Origin of the sequence: Bacillus sp. B-jedd (assembly GCF_000821085.1) — a bacterium.
Lineage (GTDB): Bacteria > Bacillota > Bacilli > Bacillales > Cytobacillaceae > Bacillus_D.
Genome location: NZ_CCXR01000001.1, coordinates 1,001,958 through 1,024,345, shown reverse-complemented (window position 1 = coordinate 1,024,345; position 22,388 = coordinate 1,001,958). Strand labels below are relative to the sequence as shown.

22 protein-coding genes and 1 pseudogene are annotated in these 22,388 nt (G+C 38.3%); 2 read left to right on the top strand and 21 right to left on the bottom strand.

Going from position 1 to position 22,388, the window contains the following annotated elements; all coding sequences use genetic code 11:
- Positions 1 to 140: 140 nt before the first annotated feature.
- The 15 genes from BN1002_RS05230 to BN1002_RS05165 all read right to left on the bottom strand — a co-directional run bounded on the left by BN1002_RS05230 (position 141) and on the right by BN1002_RS05165 (position 14,926).
- Complete coding sequence (locus tag BN1002_RS05230) at positions 141 to 794, bottom strand: pyridoxine/pyridoxamine 5'-phosphate oxidase (RefSeq protein WP_048823968.1); 654 nt, start codon at positions 792 to 794, stop codon at positions 141 to 143.
- Positions 795 to 842: 48 nt separating this feature from the next.
- Complete coding sequence (locus BN1002_RS05225) at positions 843 to 1,349, bottom strand: hypothetical protein (RefSeq protein ID WP_048823967.1); 507 nt, start codon at positions 1,347 to 1,349, stop codon at positions 843 to 845.
- 245 nt (positions 1,350 to 1,594) lie between these two features.
- The gene (locus BN1002_RS05220) at positions 1,595 to 3,355 is read right to left on the bottom strand and encodes an FTR1 family iron permease (RefSeq protein WP_048827755.1); all 1,761 of its coding nucleotides are present in this window, start codon (positions 3,353 to 3,355) and stop codon (positions 1,595 to 1,597) included.
- 39 nt (positions 3,356 to 3,394) lie between these two features.
- On the bottom strand, positions 3,395 to 4,687 hold the full coding sequence (gene efeB, locus BN1002_RS05215; RefSeq protein ID WP_048823966.1) for an iron uptake transporter deferrochelatase/peroxidase subunit: 1,293 nt from the start codon (positions 4,685 to 4,687) through the stop codon (positions 3,395 to 3,397).
- Positions 4,688 to 5,539 (bottom strand): iron uptake system protein EfeO, encoded by an 852-nt coding sequence (gene efeO, locus BN1002_RS05210; protein ID WP_048823965.1) that lies wholly within the window; start codon positions 5,537 to 5,539, stop codon positions 4,688 to 4,690.
- Positions 5,540 to 5,918: 379 nt separating this feature from the next.
- Complete coding sequence (locus tag BN1002_RS05205; protein ID WP_048823964.1) at positions 5,919 to 6,401, bottom strand: DinB family protein; 483 nt, start codon at positions 6,399 to 6,401, stop codon at positions 5,919 to 5,921.
- Between the two features lie 13 nt (positions 6,402 to 6,414).
- Positions 6,415 to 6,666 (bottom strand): hypothetical protein, encoded by a 252-nt coding sequence (locus tag BN1002_RS05200; protein ID WP_048823963.1) that lies wholly within the window; start codon positions 6,664 to 6,666, stop codon positions 6,415 to 6,417.
- Between the two features lie 58 nt (positions 6,667 to 6,724).
- Entirely contained in the window at positions 6,725 to 6,907 is a 183-nt protein-coding gene (locus BN1002_RS05195; RefSeq protein ID WP_048823961.1) for a DUF6366 family protein, read from the bottom strand.
- A gap of 103 nt (positions 6,908 to 7,010) precedes the next feature.
- A complete protein-coding gene (locus tag BN1002_RS05190) occupies positions 7,011 to 11,696 on the bottom strand; it encodes a glycoside hydrolase family 84 protein (protein WP_048823959.1) in 4,686 nt (1,561 codons plus the stop codon).
- 342 nt (positions 11,697 to 12,038) lie between these two features.
- Positions 12,039 to 12,344, bottom strand: a complete 306-nt coding sequence (locus BN1002_RS05185; protein ID WP_048823958.1) for a hypothetical protein — start codon at positions 12,342 to 12,344, stop codon at positions 12,039 to 12,041.
- Between the two features lie 52 nt (positions 12,345 to 12,396).
- Positions 12,397 to 12,855, bottom strand: coding sequence for a hypothetical protein (locus BN1002_RS05180; protein ID WP_048823956.1), 459 nt, complete (start codon positions 12,853 to 12,855; stop codon positions 12,397 to 12,399).
- A 13-nt stretch (positions 12,856 to 12,868) separates the two neighbouring features.
- Positions 12,869 to 13,594, bottom strand: coding sequence for an alpha/beta fold hydrolase (locus BN1002_RS05175; protein WP_231574976.1), 726 nt, complete (start codon positions 13,592 to 13,594; stop codon positions 12,869 to 12,871).
- Between the two features lie 230 nt (positions 13,595 to 13,824).
- Complete coding sequence (locus BN1002_RS23600) at positions 13,825 to 13,962, bottom strand: hypothetical protein (protein WP_156129699.1); 138 nt, start codon at positions 13,960 to 13,962, stop codon at positions 13,825 to 13,827.
- 58 nt (positions 13,963 to 14,020) lie between these two features.
- Positions 14,021 to 14,281: a hypothetical protein gene (locus BN1002_RS05170; protein WP_231574975.1), complete on the bottom strand. Its 261-nt coding sequence runs from the start codon at positions 14,279 to 14,281 to the stop codon at positions 14,021 to 14,023.
- A 156-nt stretch (positions 14,282 to 14,437) separates the two neighbouring features.
- Positions 14,438 to 14,926 carry a hypothetical protein gene (locus tag BN1002_RS05165; RefSeq protein ID WP_048823954.1) on the bottom strand — a complete coding sequence of 163 codons (489 nt, stop codon included), beginning with the start codon at positions 14,924 to 14,926 and terminating at the stop codon, positions 14,438 to 14,440.
- A 213-nt stretch (positions 14,927 to 15,139) separates the two neighbouring features.
- Here BN1002_RS05165 and BN1002_RS05160 point away from each other — a divergent pair, with 213 nt between their 5' ends.
- Both BN1002_RS05160 and BN1002_RS05155 read left to right on the top strand, forming a co-directional pair.
- Positions 15,140 to 15,697: an RNA polymerase sigma factor gene (locus BN1002_RS05160; RefSeq protein WP_048823952.1), complete on the top strand. Its 558-nt coding sequence runs from the start codon at positions 15,140 to 15,142 to the stop codon at positions 15,695 to 15,697.
- Positions 15,663 to 17,108, top strand: a complete 1,446-nt coding sequence (locus BN1002_RS05155) for a DUF4367 domain-containing protein (protein WP_048823950.1) — start codon at positions 15,663 to 15,665, stop codon at positions 17,106 to 17,108. The genes BN1002_RS05160 and BN1002_RS05155 overlap by 35 nt, the downstream gene beginning before the upstream one ends.
- Positions 17,109 to 17,237: 129 nt before the next feature.
- Here BN1002_RS05155 and BN1002_RS05150 read toward each other — a convergent pair whose 3' ends face one another.
- The 6 genes and pseudogenes from BN1002_RS05150 to BN1002_RS24195 form a co-directional block, all read right to left on the bottom strand.
- On the bottom strand, positions 17,238 to 18,107 hold the full coding sequence (locus BN1002_RS05150) for an RNA polymerase sigma-70 factor (RefSeq protein ID WP_048823948.1): 870 nt from the start codon (positions 18,105 to 18,107) through the stop codon (positions 17,238 to 17,240).
- A gap of 22 nt (positions 18,108 to 18,129) precedes the next feature.
- Positions 18,130 to 19,293, bottom strand: a complete 1,164-nt coding sequence (locus tag BN1002_RS05145; RefSeq protein ID WP_048823947.1) for an NAD(P)/FAD-dependent oxidoreductase — start codon at positions 19,291 to 19,293, stop codon at positions 18,130 to 18,132.
- 501 nt (positions 19,294 to 19,794) lie between these two features.
- Entirely contained in the window at positions 19,795 to 20,826 is a 1,032-nt protein-coding gene (locus tag BN1002_RS05140) for a trypsin-like serine peptidase (protein ID WP_048823946.1), read from the bottom strand.
- A gap of 85 nt (positions 20,827 to 20,911) precedes the next feature.
- Positions 20,912 to 21,310, bottom strand: a complete 399-nt coding sequence (locus BN1002_RS05135; RefSeq protein WP_048823945.1) for a YobA family protein — start codon at positions 21,308 to 21,310, stop codon at positions 20,912 to 20,914.
- A gap of 133 nt (positions 21,311 to 21,443) precedes the next feature.
- Positions 21,444 to 21,650 carry a hypothetical protein gene (locus BN1002_RS05130; protein ID WP_048823944.1) on the bottom strand — a complete coding sequence of 69 codons (207 nt, stop codon included), beginning with the start codon at positions 21,648 to 21,650 and terminating at the stop codon, positions 21,444 to 21,446.
- Between the two features lie 506 nt (positions 21,651 to 22,156).
- Positions 22,157 to 22,379, bottom strand: a pseudogene (locus BN1002_RS24195) (IS110 family transposase); the annotation flags it as partial.
- Between the last annotated feature and the right edge of the window lie 9 nt (positions 22,380 to 22,388).

The window sequence follows — 22,388 nt, the reverse complement described above, 5'->3', positions numbered from 1 at the left end:
TATCCTTCTCCTTTTATCGCGGTAAAGGCATATTTTGGTTTGGCTCTTGATCAAAAAGCAAAAGGCTTTGTTTAGAATTCAAAAAAAGGAACTTCTAATTGAGTCCCTTTTAAATATCTATAAATATTAACCAATCGAAACTAGGGCCATAATAGATTTCTTTTCCACTTATTTTGGTCCAAGGTATATTTTAGCCTAATATGATTTCTTTCTTCATCCGCCTGCCAAAACTCAACTTCTCTTGCAGCCACCCTATACAAAACCCAGGACGAAGAAATTAAATCCGGATTATGCTGCAATCTTTTTATTTCTATTTCTAAAGCTTTTTCAACTTCACCTCGTTCCCTTAATTCTGTGCTCTGTTTTTCAATTAGAGTTAAAGCACGCGCAATCATTCCACGTTTCAAAAATTCCTTGGCACTTTTGTCTTTCTCCATTTCTATCGCTTTGCCTCTTATTCTTATTTGCCTTCCGACTTGGCTCCAATAAAAGGTTAAGGCTACATTGGGATTGATTTCAATTTGTTTTCCCTTTTCACTTTTTGAACTCGATGCAAAATACCATCCACCTTCATCGACATCTTTAAGTATCAGAACCCTTGCGTCCGGGTATCCGTTTTGATCAACTGTTGAAAGGGTCATGGAGTGAGGGTCTAGTACATCGTGCTCAATGGCTGTTTGACACCATTGCAAAAATAGGTCATGAGGCAACGCTGGAACCTCATGAATATTAAATTCAGGGAAAGGCCCTATCAGGGTCTTGCTTTGTCTTATGACTTGCCTAATTTTGTTCATAAACCCCTCCTGGATTTGTTTAATCATTTATTATGTACGGCCTGGGTATTAGTAATTTTTATCTCTTTTATAATTATCAATTAAGCCGCTAGAAATCTTTTTAGCTGTTTTTATATTTTGTGCTGGTGCCGCAATTATGTATAGTTCTTTTGAATTCGTAGTTTCATTTAAAATTACTACTTCACTTAAATCATCATTTACTGAAATTAAGCCATAATTGTATGTATATGGAACACCTTCTTTAAAGCCCCCATAAACCAAACTGCCAATTCCCTCTTTATTGAAATGAATTTTCACCTTTCTATCTTCTCCTGGAATAGGATTGTCATCACCTTTAATACTCAAAGTTCCTTTAAACACTTTATTCGCGTTAAAGCTGCGCTGCATACTGCCCTTAATTGAAATACTGACCTCTTTAAAATGGCGATTATCTCCTTGCTGGAACATGACTCCATCTAAGGTGTGATGATACCTAATGGGGATTAGAGACCATACCAGTAACCCAATTAAAAAAAGAGTAAAAATTCCTGCCGATACGAATATTTTCTTTTTCAAACTGCCACCTCTATCGTAAGCGTTCTTTTATCCCTGCATTATTTCTTATTAGTTTGTATCTCTTTATGAGCTTATTTATCAATTCCCAACACCATCTTCCTATATATTCCATAAAAAATACGTTAATCCTCCCTGGATCAACGCATCGTTGTACATTTCTTATCATACATAAAAATAAAAGGCTGCCGGAGCAGCCTTGTTTTTGAAAAGAGAATTAGGGTCCTAAATCCCTTAACCGTTTCCTATTAAATATTATTTGCCATCCCTGGCTTGCTGAAATTCCTTTTCCTTGCAATCAGGAATATGGAGGCGATGACTGCAAGCAATAATAATTGTGTAACCAATGTTTCAAGTGTTGGATAAAATCCAATCATGTCAATAAAGGGCATACTTGGAATCGTCGTTGTAGGCAGCATGTTTGAAATCTGCAAAGCATGGATGCTTACTCCAAGAATCTTAAACGCCAGAAGATAAATTAAGATGGTCGCGGTTCTGAAAAACAATTTGATTGGGATTTTCACACTGTAATGGATGATAGCAAAACCGACAATTGCCAGGATAACGAACGCCAATACAATTCCGATCGCCAACTCATGTAAGCTTATATAAGGCGTTATTCCTGCATAAAAAATGATGGTTTCCGCCCCTTCCCTGAAAACGGACAAGAAGCTTATCAGAGCAAATGATAGCAGGCTTCCCTTGGCGATTGCCTGTTGCATTTGATCCTTAATATACTTATTCCAGTTTCCGATAGAGGACTTATTATGGAGCCACGCGCCAACAGTCAGCATCATGACCACTGCGACCACGCCAGTTATGCCTTCGATATATTCCCTGCTGGAGGCGGCTGTAATTTTTGAAAAAATCATGTTTATCACCATTGCAAGAAGCGCACTGGCCATAATCCCGGCAACAACTCCGGCCCAGATCCATTTCTGCTTTCCTGCCTGCCCCATTTTCTTTAAAAATGCAATCAAAGTAGCAACAATCAGTAATCCTTCAAGCCCTTCACGGAGCAAAATCAAGGCCGCATCCCAAAAGGAATAATCAGTCTTTTTCAGTAACGGGGCAAGCCTCTTGTCTAAATCAGAAACAATATTTTTAGCCTTATCAGCCTTGATGTTTTCAGAACTTAATAGACTGATGGCCAACGGAATCTTAGTTTCAATATCACTGTATAATTTGCTGTCCCTTGTTTGGACATCCCCTTCAACCATTGGCCATATCGTGATTGCCTTATTTAAATCCGAGATAGCTGACTTATATTTTTCATTTGAAATTCCATCTTCAGCTTTCTTTAAAAGAGCGGCCACGTCATTTAGGGAGTAATTGCCTTCCATCTTTTTAGGTGCCTTGCCAGCCAAAAAGTTTTCTACTTCAACTTGTAAATCGTTCAGGTTTTGGCCTGCTTTATTCAAATCCACTGGTTCCTGTGTAATCGCGATCCTGACTAGCGCCATAGACCTTTCGATGTTCCCATATGCGGTAATACTTTCATCATGAACAAGTTTTTCCGCAGCTGTCCATTGGCTCAAAAGAGCTCGGTAATCTGCCTTCAACCCGACCTCATTCTTGTTCTCTATGGATGCCTTGAAATCCTGAATCAACGGCAAGAGCTGTTTCACCTGTTCTCTCGTCTTTGCTTTGTCTGCGGGGTTCATTTCTTTATCATATTGCACGACCGCCTTGGATAAGGAGGATAAAGCCTTGGAAAGCCCTTCTTGATCTGTCTGGCCTTTCTTCAGGAAACCCTGCACTTCCTCTAGTTGCCGATCAACCGTTTTTGCATTTTTGCTGTCGGTATCCTTTATCGCATTCCACTCTGCTGCAAACTGATTCATGTTTTTGGAAACCGTGGCTTGATCTCCGGCTTTCGCCTTCATTAAACTTTCGCCAATCAGGACGAAAAGCTCGTCATGATTTTCCGCAGCCACTGTAGGGTGGGCTAGTTGGAATAAAACAGCTAATGAGATAAGAATTAAAAATGGCTTTGTGAATTTAATCATCCGCTGCAATTTGAATCTCCCCTTTGTTAAAGGAAAAACTTAGTTGAAAAGTGTCTCTCCTATATAACCGCCTTGTTTTGTCCCTGGCAAACATGCAAAAATAGCACTGCCAACGTGTGATGTATATTCGTTCAATTTATCCATTTTTGCAAGCCGTTCCTGTATGGGAATAAATTGCTTGCTCGGTGTCCTCTGAAAACAGATGAAAAGCAGTCCAGCATCAAAGCTGCCTGTTTTTACATCCATTCCATTTGAATAGGAATAAGCCCTGCGGAGAATGTGCTGTGATCCATCACCATGCGAAAGGCGGGTGTGTGAGTTAACAGGAATCGCGTATTCGCCGTTTTCATTTTTTCGTTTGAGATCCAGTTTTTCAAATTCATCCTTTTGGCCTAACGGGGCACCGCTATCGCGGTAACGTCCAAATGTATTTTCCTGCTCCCTCAGGTTAGTCCGGTCCCACACCTCAATGAACATCTGGATCCTTCTGACAACCATGTAGCTCCCCCCGGTAAGCCAATCAGGTCCATCACCCGCCTGTACCCAGACTTGCTGGTCCATTTGTTTATTATTGTTCACATCAGGGTTTACAGTCCCATCTTTAAAACCAAATAGATTTCTAGGTGTTCCTTCATTGGCATCGGTCTGTTTGGATCGCTGAAAGCCTGGCTGTACCCACCTCAATATTGCCTTTCCTCTTGCTATACGAACTAAGTTCCTTACAGCATGAAAGGCAATCTGCATGTCATCCGCGCAGGCTTGTATGCAAATGTCCCCTCCGGTCCATTCCTCCTTCAGCGCATCTAAGGGGAATTTCGGAAGGTCGGAAAGTTCTTTGGGCCGCTTGTGGCTTAACCCAAAGCGGTCCTTGCCTTCTTTGAGAAAAAGGCTAGGACCCACTCCAAATGTAATAGAAAGATTGGCTGCCGAAAGTCCAATAGCTTCCCCAGTATCCTTAGGCGGCACAAATTGATTGCTAGATATATCTCCGACAGGTTTTCCCTCTGACATCAAAGCGGCAGCCTCTGTCCACTCTTTGAAAAGCTTCGCCAACTCTTCCTTTGATGATGCAGTGACATCCAAAGAGGCAAAGTAGAGGTGGTTCTGTGTTTTTGTCGTAATGCCACCTTGGTGTTTTCCGTAGAAAGGGACAATATCCCGAGCAGATGTATCGGTTGCTTTTCCTTCTGCAACGGAAAGGAAACCTCCAAGGCCAGAAGCACCTAGCAGGACCCCTACTCCGCCTACGCCCGCAGTTTTAAGGATGTCGCGCCTTGAAATCTTCTTTTTTAAAAGAGCAGTCTCTTCAGAACTATTTTGGTTCTTGGTCAATTATGACGCCTCCGTTACAATACCGATTTGAGACAGCGGTTCTGCTAGTGCATCAATCGCCTGGCTAAGATCCTTTACCTCCGCTTCAGTCAATTCCGTGTAAAGTTTATAGCCATCACCTTTTTTATGCTGTTCCAACAGACTGTAGACATTTTTGAAACGATCCTGGATTTCCTTTGAAAGGTCAGCGTCTTTTTCCTTTACGGCAGGTTCAAGAAGCTGAAAGATCTTTTCCGCCCCTTCCACGTTTGCCGCAAAATCATATAGGTCTGTATGGGAATAACGATCTTCCTCCCCCGTTACTTTTGAAGTGGAAACTTCATTCAGCAAGTCAACGGCTCCGGTAATTAACAGCTCGGGGGTCACCTCAACCGTGTCCACCTTGGCACGAAGCAAATTTACATCCTTCATTAGCTGTTCAGCATACTTTTCGTATCCTTTTGTCGTGTTTTCTTCCCACAAACCTTTTTCAATCCTGTGGTAACCGCCCCATTCCGCTTCAGGCACGTCCCCCTCGCGGGCATCAATTTTCGGATCAAGTTCTCCGAATACCTCGGCAATCGGTTCTGCACGCTCGTAATGCATTCGCGCTGGGCCGTATATCTCCTTGGCTTTGTCCAATTCGCCATTTTTTACGGCGGTTGTGAATTGTTCAGTTGCCTTTACAAACTCTTCTATTTCCCCGATTGCATACTCACGGTATTGATCGCTCACACCTTTTAAAGCTTGGGATTCAGTGGTCTTCTTTTCTTTTGGTGTTTCAGCTGATTCTGTTTTTTCAGTAGTATTGGCGCAACCAAATAATAGACTACTTGATAACACAAAAATTCCGGATAGTTTTAAAAACTTCATATTTTAATTCCCCCAGTAGCCATTAGTAATGATAATCATTTTCATTTACTATAATAACAGCAAATAAAAAACTTTATCAATATATTTTCACTATAATGTTTTGGTAATTTCTCTTTTGCAAAAATGTGGTCTTTTCCATATACAGTGACTCCAAACTGTATGTTCTAATGTCAAAATAAAAGAGAACCCACTTAAATGTGGATACTCTGTTTTCCTGCTTTCAGGTAAACCATAAAAAAAATCTGGACAACGAGCCTTTCATTATTTGGATGTTAGTATAGTTACCATTCCTTAAATTAATCTTTTGCAAAAAACTCCATTCGCTAAACAATTCAACAAAAAAGCGATGATTCTCTATGAATCAACGCTCACTCCCTTCCTATTTTCCTGTTTTCCAACTGTCTTGCAGCTTCCTGATATAAATAATCTGGCCAATATGATAGGCATTATGAGTGGTAGCATTACCTAAAATCTGCCACCACTTAGCCTTTACGGGAAATCCAACTACTTCACTTTCTATTTTGTCCACGGATAATAATTGATCCCACCTTAAAAGCACATCAAGCAGAGCTTCTCTTAGTTCATTGAATGTGTTCTTTTCTGGTAATTTAAAGCTCAGGTCATTACTTGAAATCGGAGGAACAGCATCTATATCTGATTCTATGTACCTGGCTTGCCAACTTTTATTCCAATATATTAAATGCTGTACAATCTCCGCTATACTGTGACAATCTTCATCCGGTTTCCAAAACGCTTGATCTTCAGTCAAATCTTCAACAGATTCTGAAAAGGGTCTATACCAACTAGGATCATTCGCATTTGCAAGAAATTGATCAGCCAGAAGTTCTTCAACATGCGCCATACTAATCACTCCTTTATTTTGGATTACCTACCTTAAAAAACTTTGAAATAAAAACTACGTCCTGCCTTCCTTCACCATCTAATTCGTTATAATCCAACACCTTATATCCAATGCCTTGATACTCTTTAGTGCCCCCATCTTTATATATCTCTGTGTTTATCGCAAAAACTGGAGGCTTATTATTTTTGGCAAGGTTATAATCTACACTGAAAAATAATACAAGCGTGAAAATTACAAGCAAAAGATAAGTAATTTTTCTTTTCATGTTCCACCTCTTAAATACTGAAAGTTTTACCAATTGGAGCTTGAACTACATATTGTTATCAGCTGGAACACGCTCTTACTAATGCTACTATGCCTATAATCATTAAAACCGAAATGATATTAACTATACAACCACTGCTTGGTGATCCCGTATAGGCTCGGGCCGAGGCATCGTTAAACGCGCCTGCTGGATTTCGCCGTGATTCTTCCGCCTTCAATCTTTCTCTCTCTTCTTCAGACATCGTTCATTTCCCCCTTTGTATTAAAATGTATAATACAAAAAGCAGTGTGATTCTAAAACCACACTGCTCTTAACCTTGTTGAATAGTTCTATAGGGTTACTATTTATTCCTGCTTGTTTTTGTTCTTCTTCGGTACTTGTGTTCCTTGCTCTGCTTTATCTCCGGCTGCCTCTAATACTGTTAATGTTCCAAAGTGGTTCGTTTCCACTGAAACCTTGCCATCTTCAAGAGTTGCGCCAGGTACCAGAACCCATTCCTTTGCTTGCTCATCGAAATAAAATACTTTCAAGTTTTTCGAATCCTTCACTTTTCGACCATCTAATGCAAGTGTTACGGTAATCAGATCTTCGAATTGGCGAACTTCTTCTCCGTTAATTGATATTGAAAGATCGTAAGCTGGGCTTTTCGCTTTGTTTATATCCTTTAATCGCTCTAAAGCCAGTTCAAAACTTTCTTCGGATACGAAAGCAGTTGGGATCAAAAGCTGAATCTCATCATTCATCACATTTAACGGTGTTCCGTTTTCCTTCGAGAACTGTGCTTGTTCTTTTGTTAAGGATACTTTTGCAGCATGCTCCGTCCCAAGATCAATGGAAAAGACAAGCTGGGCTTTTGCGGCGCTGAGATCTTTGCTTGCATTATCAATTTCAGCTTGCATAGCCTGAGTGTTGTCGTATACTCCCTTCGCCTTTTCAAAAGCTGTTTGGTAGGTACTAAAGGAATCCTTTGTAAATTGGGATTCATCCAGTTGTTCTGCCAATAACCCTTTCAAAATGGAACGGTCAGGCAGCAGTTCTTTATTGGTCGACGTGTTCAGCTCATAGATAACCGGCTGGACATTTCCCCAAGTGAGCTTGATTTCAAAAATATGTTCATAGTTTGGATTATAGAATGTGTTTAAGCTCTTATCTAAAACCCCCAGATCAACCCACTCATCTTCCCCGACTCTGGCGCTTACCTTGGCATTTGAAATAGCTTTTGAACCCTGCACAATGGTAATAACTGATACATCCGTTTTTTCGGACAGCCTGTAAGTTAACGAGCCTTTTGTTTTGCCAGTCATATTTGGTTTGAAAGCTGTTGTGAGATCTCCATCACGCAGGCGTTCAGGACCAAACCCTTCTTCTTCAATCGGATCGGCGACATAGGTTGGATTGTTCTCAGTTTTCACATACTCGCCGCCATTAATGACGAATTCGTTAATATGGGCAAATCTTGTTAAATAATTCGCGGTAAAGAGAATTCTAATATATTTGGCCTTGATGGCGCCAATATTGTCATTGCCATAATAATAGTTGCCCGGGTTAGCGGAATCATGTGTGTAGCCATCAGCAATCATATCAGAATAATCCGCTTTGCCGCCTGCAAGATTGTCCACGCCATCTCCTAAGGTAATGACATCTGTCCAGTTTTCATTGTCCATCGACAACTGTACTTTGGCGTCGCGGATATAGTTAATGTTATTTTCCTCGTTATAAACACGTAAACTATTGAAAACCCTAGGCTCACCAACTGAATAAGTAATTGATTGCCCTTTTCGCTGATAATCCGTAAAAATCGCTTTCGTCCCAAACTTTTTATCAAAAGGAGCCAGAAGTGTTCCCGCATTTCTCGAATCACTAGCAGCGTAGGCAGGAGAAATGCCCATATCCGTTCCGACAAAACTTGGACCGTAAATTTCTTTTGATGAAACACTGAACTTGTTCAAGTCGAATGTGATATCTTCCTCCGTGTTGTTAAGCAGTCTTACATATCGGGCAATGGTTCCTTCACTTGGCGTTTTCCATTCAATTTCATTAGCAGAAGCTTGTACCGTTAATGACTCGCTTGTTGCATTAACGGACACTTGTTCAAGTTCTTTTATCCGCTCTAATTTTACCCCTACATATTCCTTTGGCTTTAAAGTAATATTCGCCGTTTTTGATAAACTCGTATTTTCAAGTGAATGCACGGCAGTTATCTTCTTATAATCATTATTATTTGTATACGTGAAAGCGGCAGTTGTTTTCGGAAGGTCGATTCGGATTTCACTGAACTTGATCCAGACAGGTACAGTTTTCAGGTTTTTCAGGCGGACATATCTTGCCTGGATACCCGTCAAATCCTCTTCAACTTTGTCCATCCCTGATGTCTTGCCTGTATATTTCCTATACAAGGTGTAATTCACATTGTCCGTTGAATATTCCAATTGGTATTCGGTCCATTTGTCACCATTATCCCTGCCTACGGCGAAATAGACTTTGCCCAAATCAGTCACCTTTTGTAAATCCACACCTATATAATCTCCGGCAACGGATGTATCTCTAATAGTGCCTGATGGGTTATACCAGATAAAAGTATTGTCATTCCCATCAAATAGATTGGCTTCCGTTCCTTGGTACACTTTAAAGTGCGAAGGTACCATTAATTGATATTTTGGCGTTTTATTTTCTTCAGTTGTCTCGTTCACAACAATATCTTTAATGCCAAACCATGTATTTGGACGATCCTTCGTAGCGATTAACCGGATCCCTCTTGCTTTTAAGTTTAGATTCTCTAAAACTACTTTATTGACATGACCATATAGTGCGCCTTCGATATCCAGCCAATTTTCACCATCAACGGTGTATTGAGCCTTGCTTTCGGTAAAGGTATCGTTGCTATTGGCAATTGCGCCCAATTCAAAACGTACGGTATTCATGGTCAATGGCTTTTCATAGAGGACACCAATATAAGTGCCTATCGAAATCGAGTTTGGATTTTTAAAGACAACTTCTGTACTTAATTTGTTATCAAGCAGATTTTCCAAGCCGCCAGTCGGGGTATCAGTCCGATTGGTGATGACCCTAACCGCATTGCTATCAGGGTTGACGATCGATTGAACTTTAATCGAAACATCATTTAACAAGGTTTTGATAAATGGCACGATATGCTGCACGCCTACTTCAGCATACTCATAATGGTCAATATAACTAAACGGATGGTTCTTTGAAGCATCGAACGAAGCTTGGCCCTGGCTGTAGTTTTCCCACACAGCAGATTTATCGCCTTGTTCGTGGGCAATCTCCGCCTGTAATAAAGAAATTGCCGCATCCGCAGTATCCACTGCACTATCCAGCCAGTAAATAATTTGATCCCTTGTTCTTGGGTTGCCAGGATTGGCCTTATAAGTGAGCGCGGCATCCCGGATAATTTCAAACTCCTTAATTAATCCTTGTGCTTGGCCGGTAATCTTTTCTTTACCCAATGCTGCTTTAAACGCATTTAGTTTCGGAGCCAGTTCGACTGATTCTTCCAATTTGGCTACACGGCTGTCCATCGCCTGGTTGATCATATGCTTGGAAAGCTCTCTAAGCGCATTCGAAGCCGGTGTTTCGTTAATATTCAGATGGTCCATATAAGCGAATGAGTCATTCCAATTTTTCTTTGCCTGCTCAACATTATCCCAAATATTCCATGCGTAATCGGCATTTGCAAAAATAGCCGACTTGCTAGCTTCGGATTGCTGCATTGGATTCAGCACAATGCCTTCAATATTTTCCGGGTTGACATTAGGCTGCAGGAACGTTTCATTCCCGCCCATAATCAAGTGTTTTTTAGAGTTATCCGTACAAGGCCAATTGATCCACAAAAACGGCCCTCTGCCTGCATTATTCGTAAATGTCTGAGTGAAATTGTTAGAAACCTCTCCCCAGACTTTGCCGCCTGTCTGAATAATGCTGACAGACTTCGGCAACTGTTTTAACGTCTGGATTTGAGGGCTAGTCCCCCATCCCATATAGTCATTCGGACAGAAAATCATGTCTATGACCAGACCATCATAGGATGATTGTTGCTCAATTAACCAATTTGTCAAATCGGTCATCAATCTCACGTATGTTTGTGCCCCTTGCGGAGGTACTCCTGCATCATCTGCCAAAATACCAAATTTCCGGACTCCGGCATCCATTAATTGAGTAAACTTTGTCTTAATAACATTCAGATCTGCTTGATAGTTTTCTTCCGTATTAAAGCGGATGGCATTATTCATAAATGGATGCAATGTATAAACAAATCTTGTTTTGCTTGCATTTCCCGCTTCCGCCAGTTTGCTGATTTTCTCAAGTTCTTCTTTCGTATATAATTCACGCCATTTGCCATTATGCTTTGGATCATCTTTTGGCGCATAGATATAGGAATTCATTTTGAATTCCCCGCCATAGGTCATCAATTCGGCGCGGTCTTCATTTGACCATGGTTCGCCATAATAACCTTCAATGAACCCACGGCCTTTTACATCCGCATAATCTTTAATAGTCAATTCTTGAATGGTCCGATCCTTCATCTGTTTGAAAATATGCTTAACTGTAGTAACTCCATAGAATGCAGAATCCACATCTTTTCCAAGTACCGCGATAACGTTTTCCTCAATCGAGACGATATTTGCATCAAGTTTTGCCAGTACTGAGGCATCACTTAATTGCTTTTCTTTAAAATATTGATCGACATATTCATTAGATTGATAAATCCCGACCAGGAAGTTAGTTTTATCGGGAACGATTTCATTCGATACCGTGAAAGAAATATTTTTACTGGCGGCTATTTCCTCGACTCTTTTTTTCGTATAGGAATCAACCTTCGATTCATAGACAATATTTAATGTATCACTTAAATCAAATTGAGCTTCTTTATATTGTATTTCATGGGGGTTTGGATAAATTTGATACTTCCCTGTTTCCGCGGCAGCTGTTACGGGGGCAATAAATCCACTAAAAGTACTAAAAATAACTGCAAAGATAATAGTCAAATTTAGCAAAAAGCTTTTCTTCAATGAACTCCCTACTTTCCAACATAAATTATGAAACTACTTCTTGTACTTCAGTTGGCTACTAACAGAACTTCTTTCGTTAGCAAAGATGTTTCTATATCCCCTCCTAATGCCTTTTTGTGAAAACCATCACCAATTATGTAAAAAAAGGACGCGGAAAACATACTCAAGAAGTCCTTCGGATCCCATGTTGTGCTTTCCGTGCCCAATTAATTAAAAGAATATTCACTAAAATTATAAAACGCTTACTTTTCCAGGTCAAACCATTTCATTATTCAATAGTTTCAAAAGAGTCCCAATTAAATTATGCTAAATTTAGTTTTCAAAGAACAAGAGGATTTATTCCTATTTCAAAAAAAGAGAACGACCAGCCTCCTCGGTCGCTCCCACTTGTCCATAGCTTCTTAATTCTGTTTGAGTAGCTGTATCAAATGGAGGCTTCGTTAAGGTGTATGCTTTTCCGCCAAGCTCGTCAAGAAAGAGCACTTTGTCTTTTTCATTTCTAAACTCATAATCGACAATACCTGTTTTAAATGCTATAACAGGATGCCCGATCATAAAAATATTCGTTCGGATAGCTGCATTTGGAGTCGAATGGAGAACAATATATATTGCCAGTATCACAGCCAGCACAATGAATCTTTTTTTCATCTATGGTTCCCTCCATAATTAGTTCGAGAGCAATTTCAATTAAATCGGCTTGTTATGATCCTGCTTTTTTCACTATAAATTTCGGCTCGTAATCAGCGATCACTTCGAAAACTCCATCATTGTACATATAAATATGATGCTCAACATGTGGTACATCCCCACTTCCCAGCCACGGCAGCTGATCGTACCACTCGAGGAAATCTGAGTTTTCCATTTTGTAAAAATGCTGTGCTGTTGAGTCATTTAGAACCGAAAAATCGGCTCGATCAATTAATCTATTTAAGTCACACCTCTTAATCTCGTTAACATGCCTGAAAGTCCAAATATAGTCGACCATCGTTACGGACCATTGATCATAAACGATCTCCACCGCGTTTCCCGCGCCATCAGTTAACTCAAGCCTTAATCCATTGGTCTCATTCGAATTCCCATAAGTCAGCTTGGCAAAAATAACATTTGCTTTCTCCAGGCAAGTTACTGGCTGCCAAACATGCAGGATTCTCTTGTCCATTCCGCCCTCCTCCTTAAAGCTTAAAATAAGCCCTTAAATAAGCTCTCAAAACATCTCCCAATTCAGTCTTCCTGGTCAGCCAAATATAGTGCCCAGCATCTTTTATTTCGATATATTCCGAGTGATTAATTAGGTTGGAAATCTGTTTAATGGGCCATGAAGGACGAATGTCTTTTTCAGCAAAAACAAACAAAGTCGGAAAGTTAATATTTGAGATTTCTTTCAGTAAAGAAGGCCTTTTTATGAATGATCTCCAAGAATCTAATAGTGAGCGCTGTACAATTTTATTAGGCTCGTATGCAAATTCAGGCGCCATTTCACCATTATCCAACTTCCTTTGGATATAGGCATTTTTCCAATCTCGATCATTTTGGATGCCTGTACCTGCTATAGAGACATAGCCTAATATTGACTCCGGATAGCGAATACAATAGGCTAGTCCTAAATCGGCTCCCCAAGAATGACCAATCAAAATCCATTTTTTAAAGCCGTATGCTTCTCGAATGGCTTCAATATCGAGAAGGCTAGACTCCAAATCATAACCTTTTTCTTTATCACTTGAACGCCCACAGCCTCTAGGATCGAACATTATGACCTCACACATATCTTCTATAAGTGAAGATACAGGATCCAGATAATTACAGCATCCCGGTCCGCCGCTAATCAAGACTACCGGAACCCCATTTCCCTTCTTTTCCGTCCAAAGGCGGGCGTTTTTTGTATAAATGTACTTTTCCACCAAGGTTATCACCATCTTTACTCTCATCTGGGGGTTTACTGAAAGTCACAAATTGACTCCTAATATCGAAATCTCCAATAATTAGCAACTATAATCATTATTACGACGTAAACCCCAATAAGATATTTATAAATCTGTAAGGAGTTTTCACCGAAAATCAAAACGCATAAAGGCATTCCAATGACTATGAGTCCTAAAGCAATTACAGAAAGGCCAGTTCTTTTAGCATATTAATTTTTATCACCATAAAAAGTAGATTCCTTGTAACCGATAATCAAGGATAACAACTTCTTTTTGCCAATTAGAAACCCTAAATATATAATCGCTATTCCCGTTACGATTGAAGTAATTGTTCCGAAGTTTCCCATTTTTTTCCTCCTTCGGGCTATGGAATGTTAACAATGGTGTCATCAATCCTTTATACTCTCACTTTCTCCTCGCAAAAGAACTTGTTATAAAAAAAGCAATGGCATTGATAACGATAAGTGTAGCAAAGGTAAACCCAGCAACAGCTCCCCCAATCCCGTCTCCAGTTTTACGGCCAATTACATTTATGGTGATAAAGAGAACAAATGGAGAACTTATAATGAAAATTATCCCAGCCATCCTCCATACCATCCATGATTTTTTTGCTCCCAAAAAAACTAAAACATTCAGAACAACAAGAATCATAATAAAAATAATCAAAGAAATTACAAACTCCTCCTATCCTTTAGGAACTTACTCAATTTTTAAAGTTAACCCTGCACTCAACATACATATGAAACCGGTATTCATCCTTTAGAAAGAAGGATAGCCTCATAAATCAAGAAAGAATGCACTTCGTTGATCAAATTCTGAAAATCACTTAGTTGTGTCTGTATGTTCAAGAACTATATACTCACTTCCTGGAAAATAATATTCCCTTAGTTCATGGCCTTTTCCGTAATCCAAATACACTGTTAGCTTCTTATCCATCGCAATATCCTTATACTTTGAAAAAGGAAGCTTGATAAGCTGAAATTTATCGTTCCGGCCATTTTTATAATCAAAATTATTCTTCCTTATGTATATTTCCTTTTTGTCTTGATCTATCGTAAATTTGGTTATGTTATGACCGACACTATTTGCAATGTAAAGCGCTCTGTCCTGATCAATGAAAATAGCAATACTTTCGTATTTGCCATCTTTCTCTAATGAAACACGGTCCCTTTTTTCATCTAACACAACATCAAATTCTTTTCGTATTTCTTCTGGCAATTCATCAACAATCGGGAATTTTTCTCTTAAGAATACAAAATATATAATTAAAACTGATAAAATAATGAACGTTGTTTTCACCTTTTTTTGCAAAACAAAGCCCCCTTTAAAGTCCGGTATATAAATATAGTGATTCTTGACAGGACTCCCCGTTTAAAAAACTTGTTTTCTTCAGTTGGAAATCGCTTTATACTAATACCATAATTTTACACCATTAAAGAATTAAAAATATAGTTTTTGCTAGTTTTCTTTTTATGTCACAAAAATCTCCGCCCGCTCGTTATAGTGATTGAGAGGAGGCATTCCATGAGCGAGACAAATAAGGATTTTGAAAAGATGGAGCAGTTATACGAACTGTATGAGCAAAAAGTTTATTACGTGGCTTTTACGGTTTTAAATAACATTCAGCAAGCCGAGGATGCAGTCCAGGAAACTTTTATTGCGTTATATGAGAATCTGGAAACGCTCCAAGGATTCGATACACGGGACCTTAGCCGCTACATTTTGAGAGTCGCGAAAAACAAAGCGATTGACAGCTATCGGAAAAATAAGCGCCACGTCACGTTTCTTGAAGATTATCGAAAAGAGCCGCAGGATTTATCAGATGAAAATATTGAAAAATGGGAGCAGCGACAAATATCCGAAAATCAGATTGATTCCTTGCTAAACGTATTAACCGAATCCTACAGACAGGTTTTTAAGTATAAAGTCTTCTATAACTTGTCCTACCAGGAAATTTCAAGGCTATTGGGGATAACAGAGGCCACCGTCCGGAAGCAATTCGAACGTGCCCGAAAACGAGTACAAACTGTTATAGGAGGCAGTCCAAATGACGAATCAACAAGAATTCAAAAACATGTATGATTTAGCCGAAAAAATCGCTCTGGATGATTTTGAAAGACTGGATGGACAACATGAATTTTCAGATACATATAAATACAGAAAGAAATTGTTCCTTGAGAAAATCAAGGCAAAAAACGAACAGCAGTTGGCAAAACGTAAAAAGAATCGCATTCTGATTGCTGCTGCCTGCTTATTGATTGGCATACCGACAACCGCTCTTGGTGCGGTAAAAGTTTATGACATGATGGTTCAAAAACAAAATTATGAAGTAAATGTCTCCGTAACAAATAGCGCCAAAAATAATGACAAATGGTATAAATTAAAACTCAACTATATGCCAGAAAATATGGTGCCAATCGATAGCTCCGGTATGAAATATTCATTTAAAGATAACTTTGCTGAAGGTGGATTTTCATTCATCCTTTGGAGGTTAGGAAAAAATTCAGAATTTCAAACGCTTTATTCGAGCAGATACGAAGAAAAAGAAATTAATGGCAAGAAAGCAGTGATTGTCAATAAAGAAACGGGAAATCCTAACGTGGTATTTAACCGAAAGGTCTACCTATTATTTGAGAAAGAAGGAATCATGTTAGAAAGTTTTATTGCCAACGATGTAAGCGAGGAACAGATGATGGCCGTCTTGGAGAACCTTTCTATTGAGCCTACCTCTGAGGAATTGGCATCATATATGGTAGATTATGATAAATCTTATTTCCAGGAAGTGAGCAAACCCGTAGAATCTACAGTCATTCCATTGAAAAAAGACAGCAAACAATTGTTCAAGGTTGAACAAAAGGTTCCTGTAACCTTTGATCAAGTAGATTCAGATGGCAAAAGTAAAAATATAAAACTTGAATACATGATTGAAAAAGTTGAGGTTTTTGATTCTATCCAAGATTTTAAACAAGAGAACTTTAAAGAATTTGGAATTAACTTTTTAAGTCAGAGTAAGGTTTTAGATGACAAAAAGAACTTGTTGTCCTATAAGCGCAATGTATATAAAGTAGGAAACGGCAAAGATTCCATTGACGAATTGGTAAAGTCGAAAAAAGTGAATGTGAAATTTGTATACTTGTCTACATCAATAAAAAATATTGGTAAACTGGCAACAGAAGAACTCTATATGCACCCTTCCCTACGAGAACTTAAATACGATAAAAAAGCTTGGAACTATGCTGGTAAAGCAGGAGTTGCCGAAGAAAGTATCATGACTGGTGAAGTTGATTATCTGGAACCTCATGGAACGGGAAAAAGCTTTTATAATATTGGCAGGATTCAGCCAGGAGAAACGCGGGATGTTAAATTAGGTTATTTCGTGGATGAAGATAAACTGGATTCCATTTTCCTCGATGCTTTCAACTACAGTGGTTCTGGGGAAAATGAGGACATGAATTCGAAAAATCACTGGTGGATTGATATTCGCCAAAAATAAGTAAGCCACAAAAGTAACGTGCAACATGGCATATCGAATCAAAAAATTCGGTATGCCCTTTTTTATGGCTAATTCTGAGTCCATTAGAATAAAAAGTTTAGATATATAACCAAGCATTGAGGTTGATGATTAAAGAGATACATGCCTAAGTTTTTCAGGATTCCTTATAACATAAATATTTGCTATTTGATCGTTTTTGACATGGAAACTAAAAACTGTTTTCACATTGTCCTTTCCACATACAAAGAGACCAATTTCTCCGTTTACATTAATTACTTTCACAGTCGCAGGTTCTAGGGTATTTTGATTCTGTTCAAGGAGATTAGAAATAAATCGACCGACCAATTTTTTAGAAACTATCGGCTTTAAGGCTGCGTAAACTTTGCCGCCGCCATCAGAATACAGCGTAACATCCTTATACAATAAGCCTACGATTTTCTGAATGTTTCCCTCATGTAATGCTAATACGAATGTTTTTACAATCTCTTTATTTTTTGGTTCAAGCGTACCTTCTATCTCTTCATTTAATGGGAGTTGATTCTTTACCCGGCTTAATATTTTTCTGCAATTGGACTCACTTCGATTCAAAATTTGTGCAATCGTCAGATAATCATAAACTAGAACTTCCCTAAGAATGAAAACGGCCCGCTCAATAGGCTTTAGTTTTTCTAGCATCAATAAAAAGGCAAATGATACTGCTTCTCCATTGATAAGATCAGAAATTGGATCATTATCATTTAAAATCAAAGGTTCAGGAAGCCACGGACCAACATATACTTCGCGTTTAACTCCTGCTGATTTTAGATGATCAATGCATTTGTTTGTTACCATTTTACAAAGGTAAGCCTTATTATTTTCGACCATTCCAATTGCTTTTTCACTTGCTTGTAAATATACATCATGAACGATATCTTCCGCATCTGAAACAGTACCCAGCATTCGGTATGCGATTGAAAAAAGCAACGGCCTATACTGGTAATAGAGTTCCTCAAGCTCCATATCTTTTCCCCTTTTTAGTTTTTTAGTGATTCAAACTAGCTACATTCCATGTATACTCTCTGAATTTTTCAGCTATTTTTCCAAAAAGGACAAAATCAACTCCCCATTTTTGCGCCCATACAAATCCGTCGTCCGGTCCGAGTCCTATACATAGCATATTAGGGAAGCTTTGATGGGCGGTTGCAGTGTATCCCTCAAGATGTGCTTTCATTATTTTTGCCAGCCGGCCAGCCTGTGAAATTGCCTCTTTACAACTCATTGCTGCGACTGTACCACTTATTGGATCGACGACATGAACACAGTCTCCAATAGCAAAAATATTTTCAGTATCAACAAGCCGATACCATGAATCTACCATTAACTTCCCTTCTTCGGTAAGAGAAAATCCTAATTCACGAAGACTAGGGTGCGGTTTTAATCCGACAGTCCAAACACAGAAATCTGCCTCAAGTTGGGAATCATCATTGAAAATGACCTTATTTTCAATGAACTTTTCCACCTTTTTTGTATGGATTAAATTAATACCATGTTTTTCCAGCCTACTCTCTAGCTTCTCACTAATTTTTACGGGAACTTCATTCAATAGTCTATGTTTATTATTAATTAGAAATATTTCAATGTTCTTCCTCTGACTCTCTGAACTTCCAGCTTCAGTTTTGAGCCATGATTGCAATTCTGCTGCGGTTTCAATACCTGTTATCCCGCTGCCAACTATCGCTATTCTTAGGTTACTCTTTGTTGAAATCATCTTCTTCATTAGTTGCTGTCGAATAAATTTAGCATTTTCCAAGCTAGAAAGTGCAATTCCGCCTCGTTCTGGATCAACATTACGCTGAACACTTCCCATTGCCAACACCAGCTGGTCGTAAGCCAAATGAAAGGACACTCCATCCTCCCCGTGGATGGTTATGCTTTGCTCTTCATGATTAACTCTGGTTAACTCGCCTTGAAGGAAATCAACTGATATTCCACAATATTGATGTAAAAGTACTTGTAAATCCGAGATGTTATCATTAACAATGGCCTTAAATAATTTTACCTTTTTAAAATGAAAATTATTTTTATCAATTAGGATAATCCTAATTTTCTCCCTGATTTCACTTTGGAATTCCTTTTTGAGCGCTTCAATCAGGTTTATTCCGGCATATCCACCACCTATTACAACAATTGTTTTCTGGTTTTTCATTGTCACGACTCCTTTTCATCGTTTTAATCACATGACGATTAAAGAAGCAAATTTGTGACCATTTTAATTTAAAAATAAATAATTAATAACGAATGGGCCACCTTTTTGTTAGAGCCACAGCATTTATTCAGCATTTCAAATGGACAGATAATCGAAGAAGAAAAAATCTGCAACCTGTACTTTAATTTTATCTTCAACAGTCTTTTTAGTTTTTGTCCTTGAATATAGCAGGAATCCTAATACACAGTATTTTCCTTTAATTCGTGTTAATCTTGGTTTCCCTGGGATCCTTAGACAAATGAAAAGCGCCAATCCCCTTTAGTACCAAGGGTTTTAGGCGCTTTCTTATACTTAACTTTTTCAGGTTAATTGATATTATACGAATAAATTAAAAATACCTCATCAAAATACAAGAGCATCAAACTAAATTATTTTAGTTTGATGCAGTCTTAAATAAGAAGGTCACACTTCTTTCTTTATCTTAATCTATCAGTTTAATTTTTACCCTCCCAACAATGCAGCCATTCTTATAAAACTACTCATTTCTGAAGTCATCTTTGGTCCACCATTTATATCTGCGATATCATCACCACTGAAATCATATCCAGCATTATGAACACCAACAACCTGATTTGAAGAATCTAAAATAGCAGAACCTGATTGTCCTGGTGCTGTATCAATTGTATAATACAGTATATTTTCAAGGTCCATAGTTACATTACCAGACATTCCCCATTGATTGTACAATCCTGTAGATATTATTTTATCTCCTGGGTATCCGAAAATTTTAATATAGGTGTCAGTTAAATCAGTTGTAACTTCCCGAAAAGCCAATGCACCAACAACTTCTCCAATTTCGTAACCATAATACGGTGCTAACTTTATCACTGCGTAATCATATTGGGATGCACCACCGGTTTGATCATATCCATTCGGATAATAAAAATTTTCAATTTCGTAGGCACCATATGAATAGTGATTATCTGTCAAAGCAGGAATTACATATCCTCCATTGGCTCTTGTATTGGTTTCAAGATCACGAACACAGTGAGCGTTTGTTAATACATAATCATATCCAATTACCGTCCCTGTACACATTGCATATGAGTTACCGTACTCAAGTTCAATATAGGCAATTTGTCTATAAGGAGAAATGGAAGTGTCACTTACCTTTTGTCGTCCATCTGTACCTAATACGACTTGCGTTGAAATTGTTCCCGGTTCTTTGTCCCTGACTGCTATTCCAGTTCCTAAGTCAATCGTAGGTTTATTCGGGTTTTTCTTTAAATCTCTTTCAGGTAGGACTTGGCCTGTTCCAATAATAGGTTTTGAAGCTTTAATTTTAGTATCAATTAATTTGCTATAGTCTTTAAAGCGAATAATTTCACCTTTTGATGAAACAAGATCATATGGGCTTGTTTGTATAGATTCTTTGGAGTTGATTGTTTGTGCAAAAATAATGTTTTTAGAACTAGATAGTGGTACAACCAAAAAGACGAGTACGGCTACCATCATTACAAATACTTTTTTCACATAAATCCCCCTTTTCATAAATTAATTACATTATATAAGCTAACAAACAAATTTTCCAATGTATACCATTTTTATCTTTTTTTTACTATTTTTCTACTATTTCAATTTTAGTAACAATGGCTATTGGTGGATATGATTCTAGAATTTTATTAACACCTATTATTACTTTTTGTCCAGATTTCAAATTTTTGGGTTTATTGGCTTCTATAGTCAGGAACATTATATCCTTATATTTTCTTTGTATTTCTTTTAAAGGTAGATTGATATCTTCAGTATCAAAATATTTATCTCGTATTAATATATATCTTTCACTGTCCTTAACAAATAAAATATATCCTTGTATTGGTTCCTGATGTTGCCGCTCGTTATTACTTGGAGTGCTGTTGTTACTATATCCATCCTGATTTCCACCACTTTGCTTTTCCCCACAAGCGGCTAATAAAAATGCTATAGCTACGATTGCAATAAATAAAACAAACTTCATTTTATCAACTCACTCCTCTAAGTAATGAAGATTAGATAGGGTTTTAATAAGTATAAATGCTACATTCGCTCTGCTGGGGACGGGTTATTATTCAATCATTTATGGTTTATTTCCGGATTTCAACACGTTCAGATCAGGCAAAGGCTTGTCCGTATTGGAAGGAAAGCTCGCTAAAGTAAGCTAAAATGGCAGTAAGATTGTCATCAACGAATTGGCAGATAAATAGAGCTTTTTCTTTTCGCTGAGTTAAATAACTATAAAAAAGTAAATATCGTTCTGGATTAATGTGGGGCAATAATCCACTGATATTATCGTGAGTAAGTAATTGATGTGAAACCATTTTAAGTCACCTCTTAATCATATATTTCCATTTTAAAGGAATTAATGGGTGTGACTTAAGAATATTTCAAACAATTTGTTACAACTTCTTGTTAAACTCCCTCAGTTTAATTCGATTTTCTCCCGAATACTCGCTTATTCGCAGGATTTCATCCTCCTAGGATTTAATTTCGTGACTGTATGGAATGATATCAGGGCGTTTTAGCTACGTGAAGGCATGGTTAAATAAAGGAGTAGATTACACTCTCCATATTCTACCATATAATGTACATCTCCACGCCGTCCCTGGAGGCTTTCCCTCCATGTCTCAACGGGTCAATTGCCCTATCATTCCTTCGTCATGCCTGTCCAAGGGGTGGAGGCCAGTTTTGCTAACCTAATGGGTCAGTGCCCTTTTGTTCAACACACCTGGTACTCCGTACACATTTGAAATCCTGCGAATAAGCCAACACTCGATCTTTAAAAATATAAGGGGTAATGATTCTCTTTGAGTAAAAGTGAATTGAACTACGCTGCCAACTCAGTTAACGGCTGGACCTTCTTGGCACAATATGCTTCGTTTTTTCGCGCTATCCCTACAAAGATCCTAGCTAACTTCCCGATCAGCTTCAATAGATTTCATTTTTTTCATTTTCTTGACCTTTACATTATTCGAGTGGAGGGCTTTAAATTCCGGGTTGTTCATTACCAGACTCATAGTTGCTAAATAGAGGAAACGTCTTATAAGTGACGAGTATTG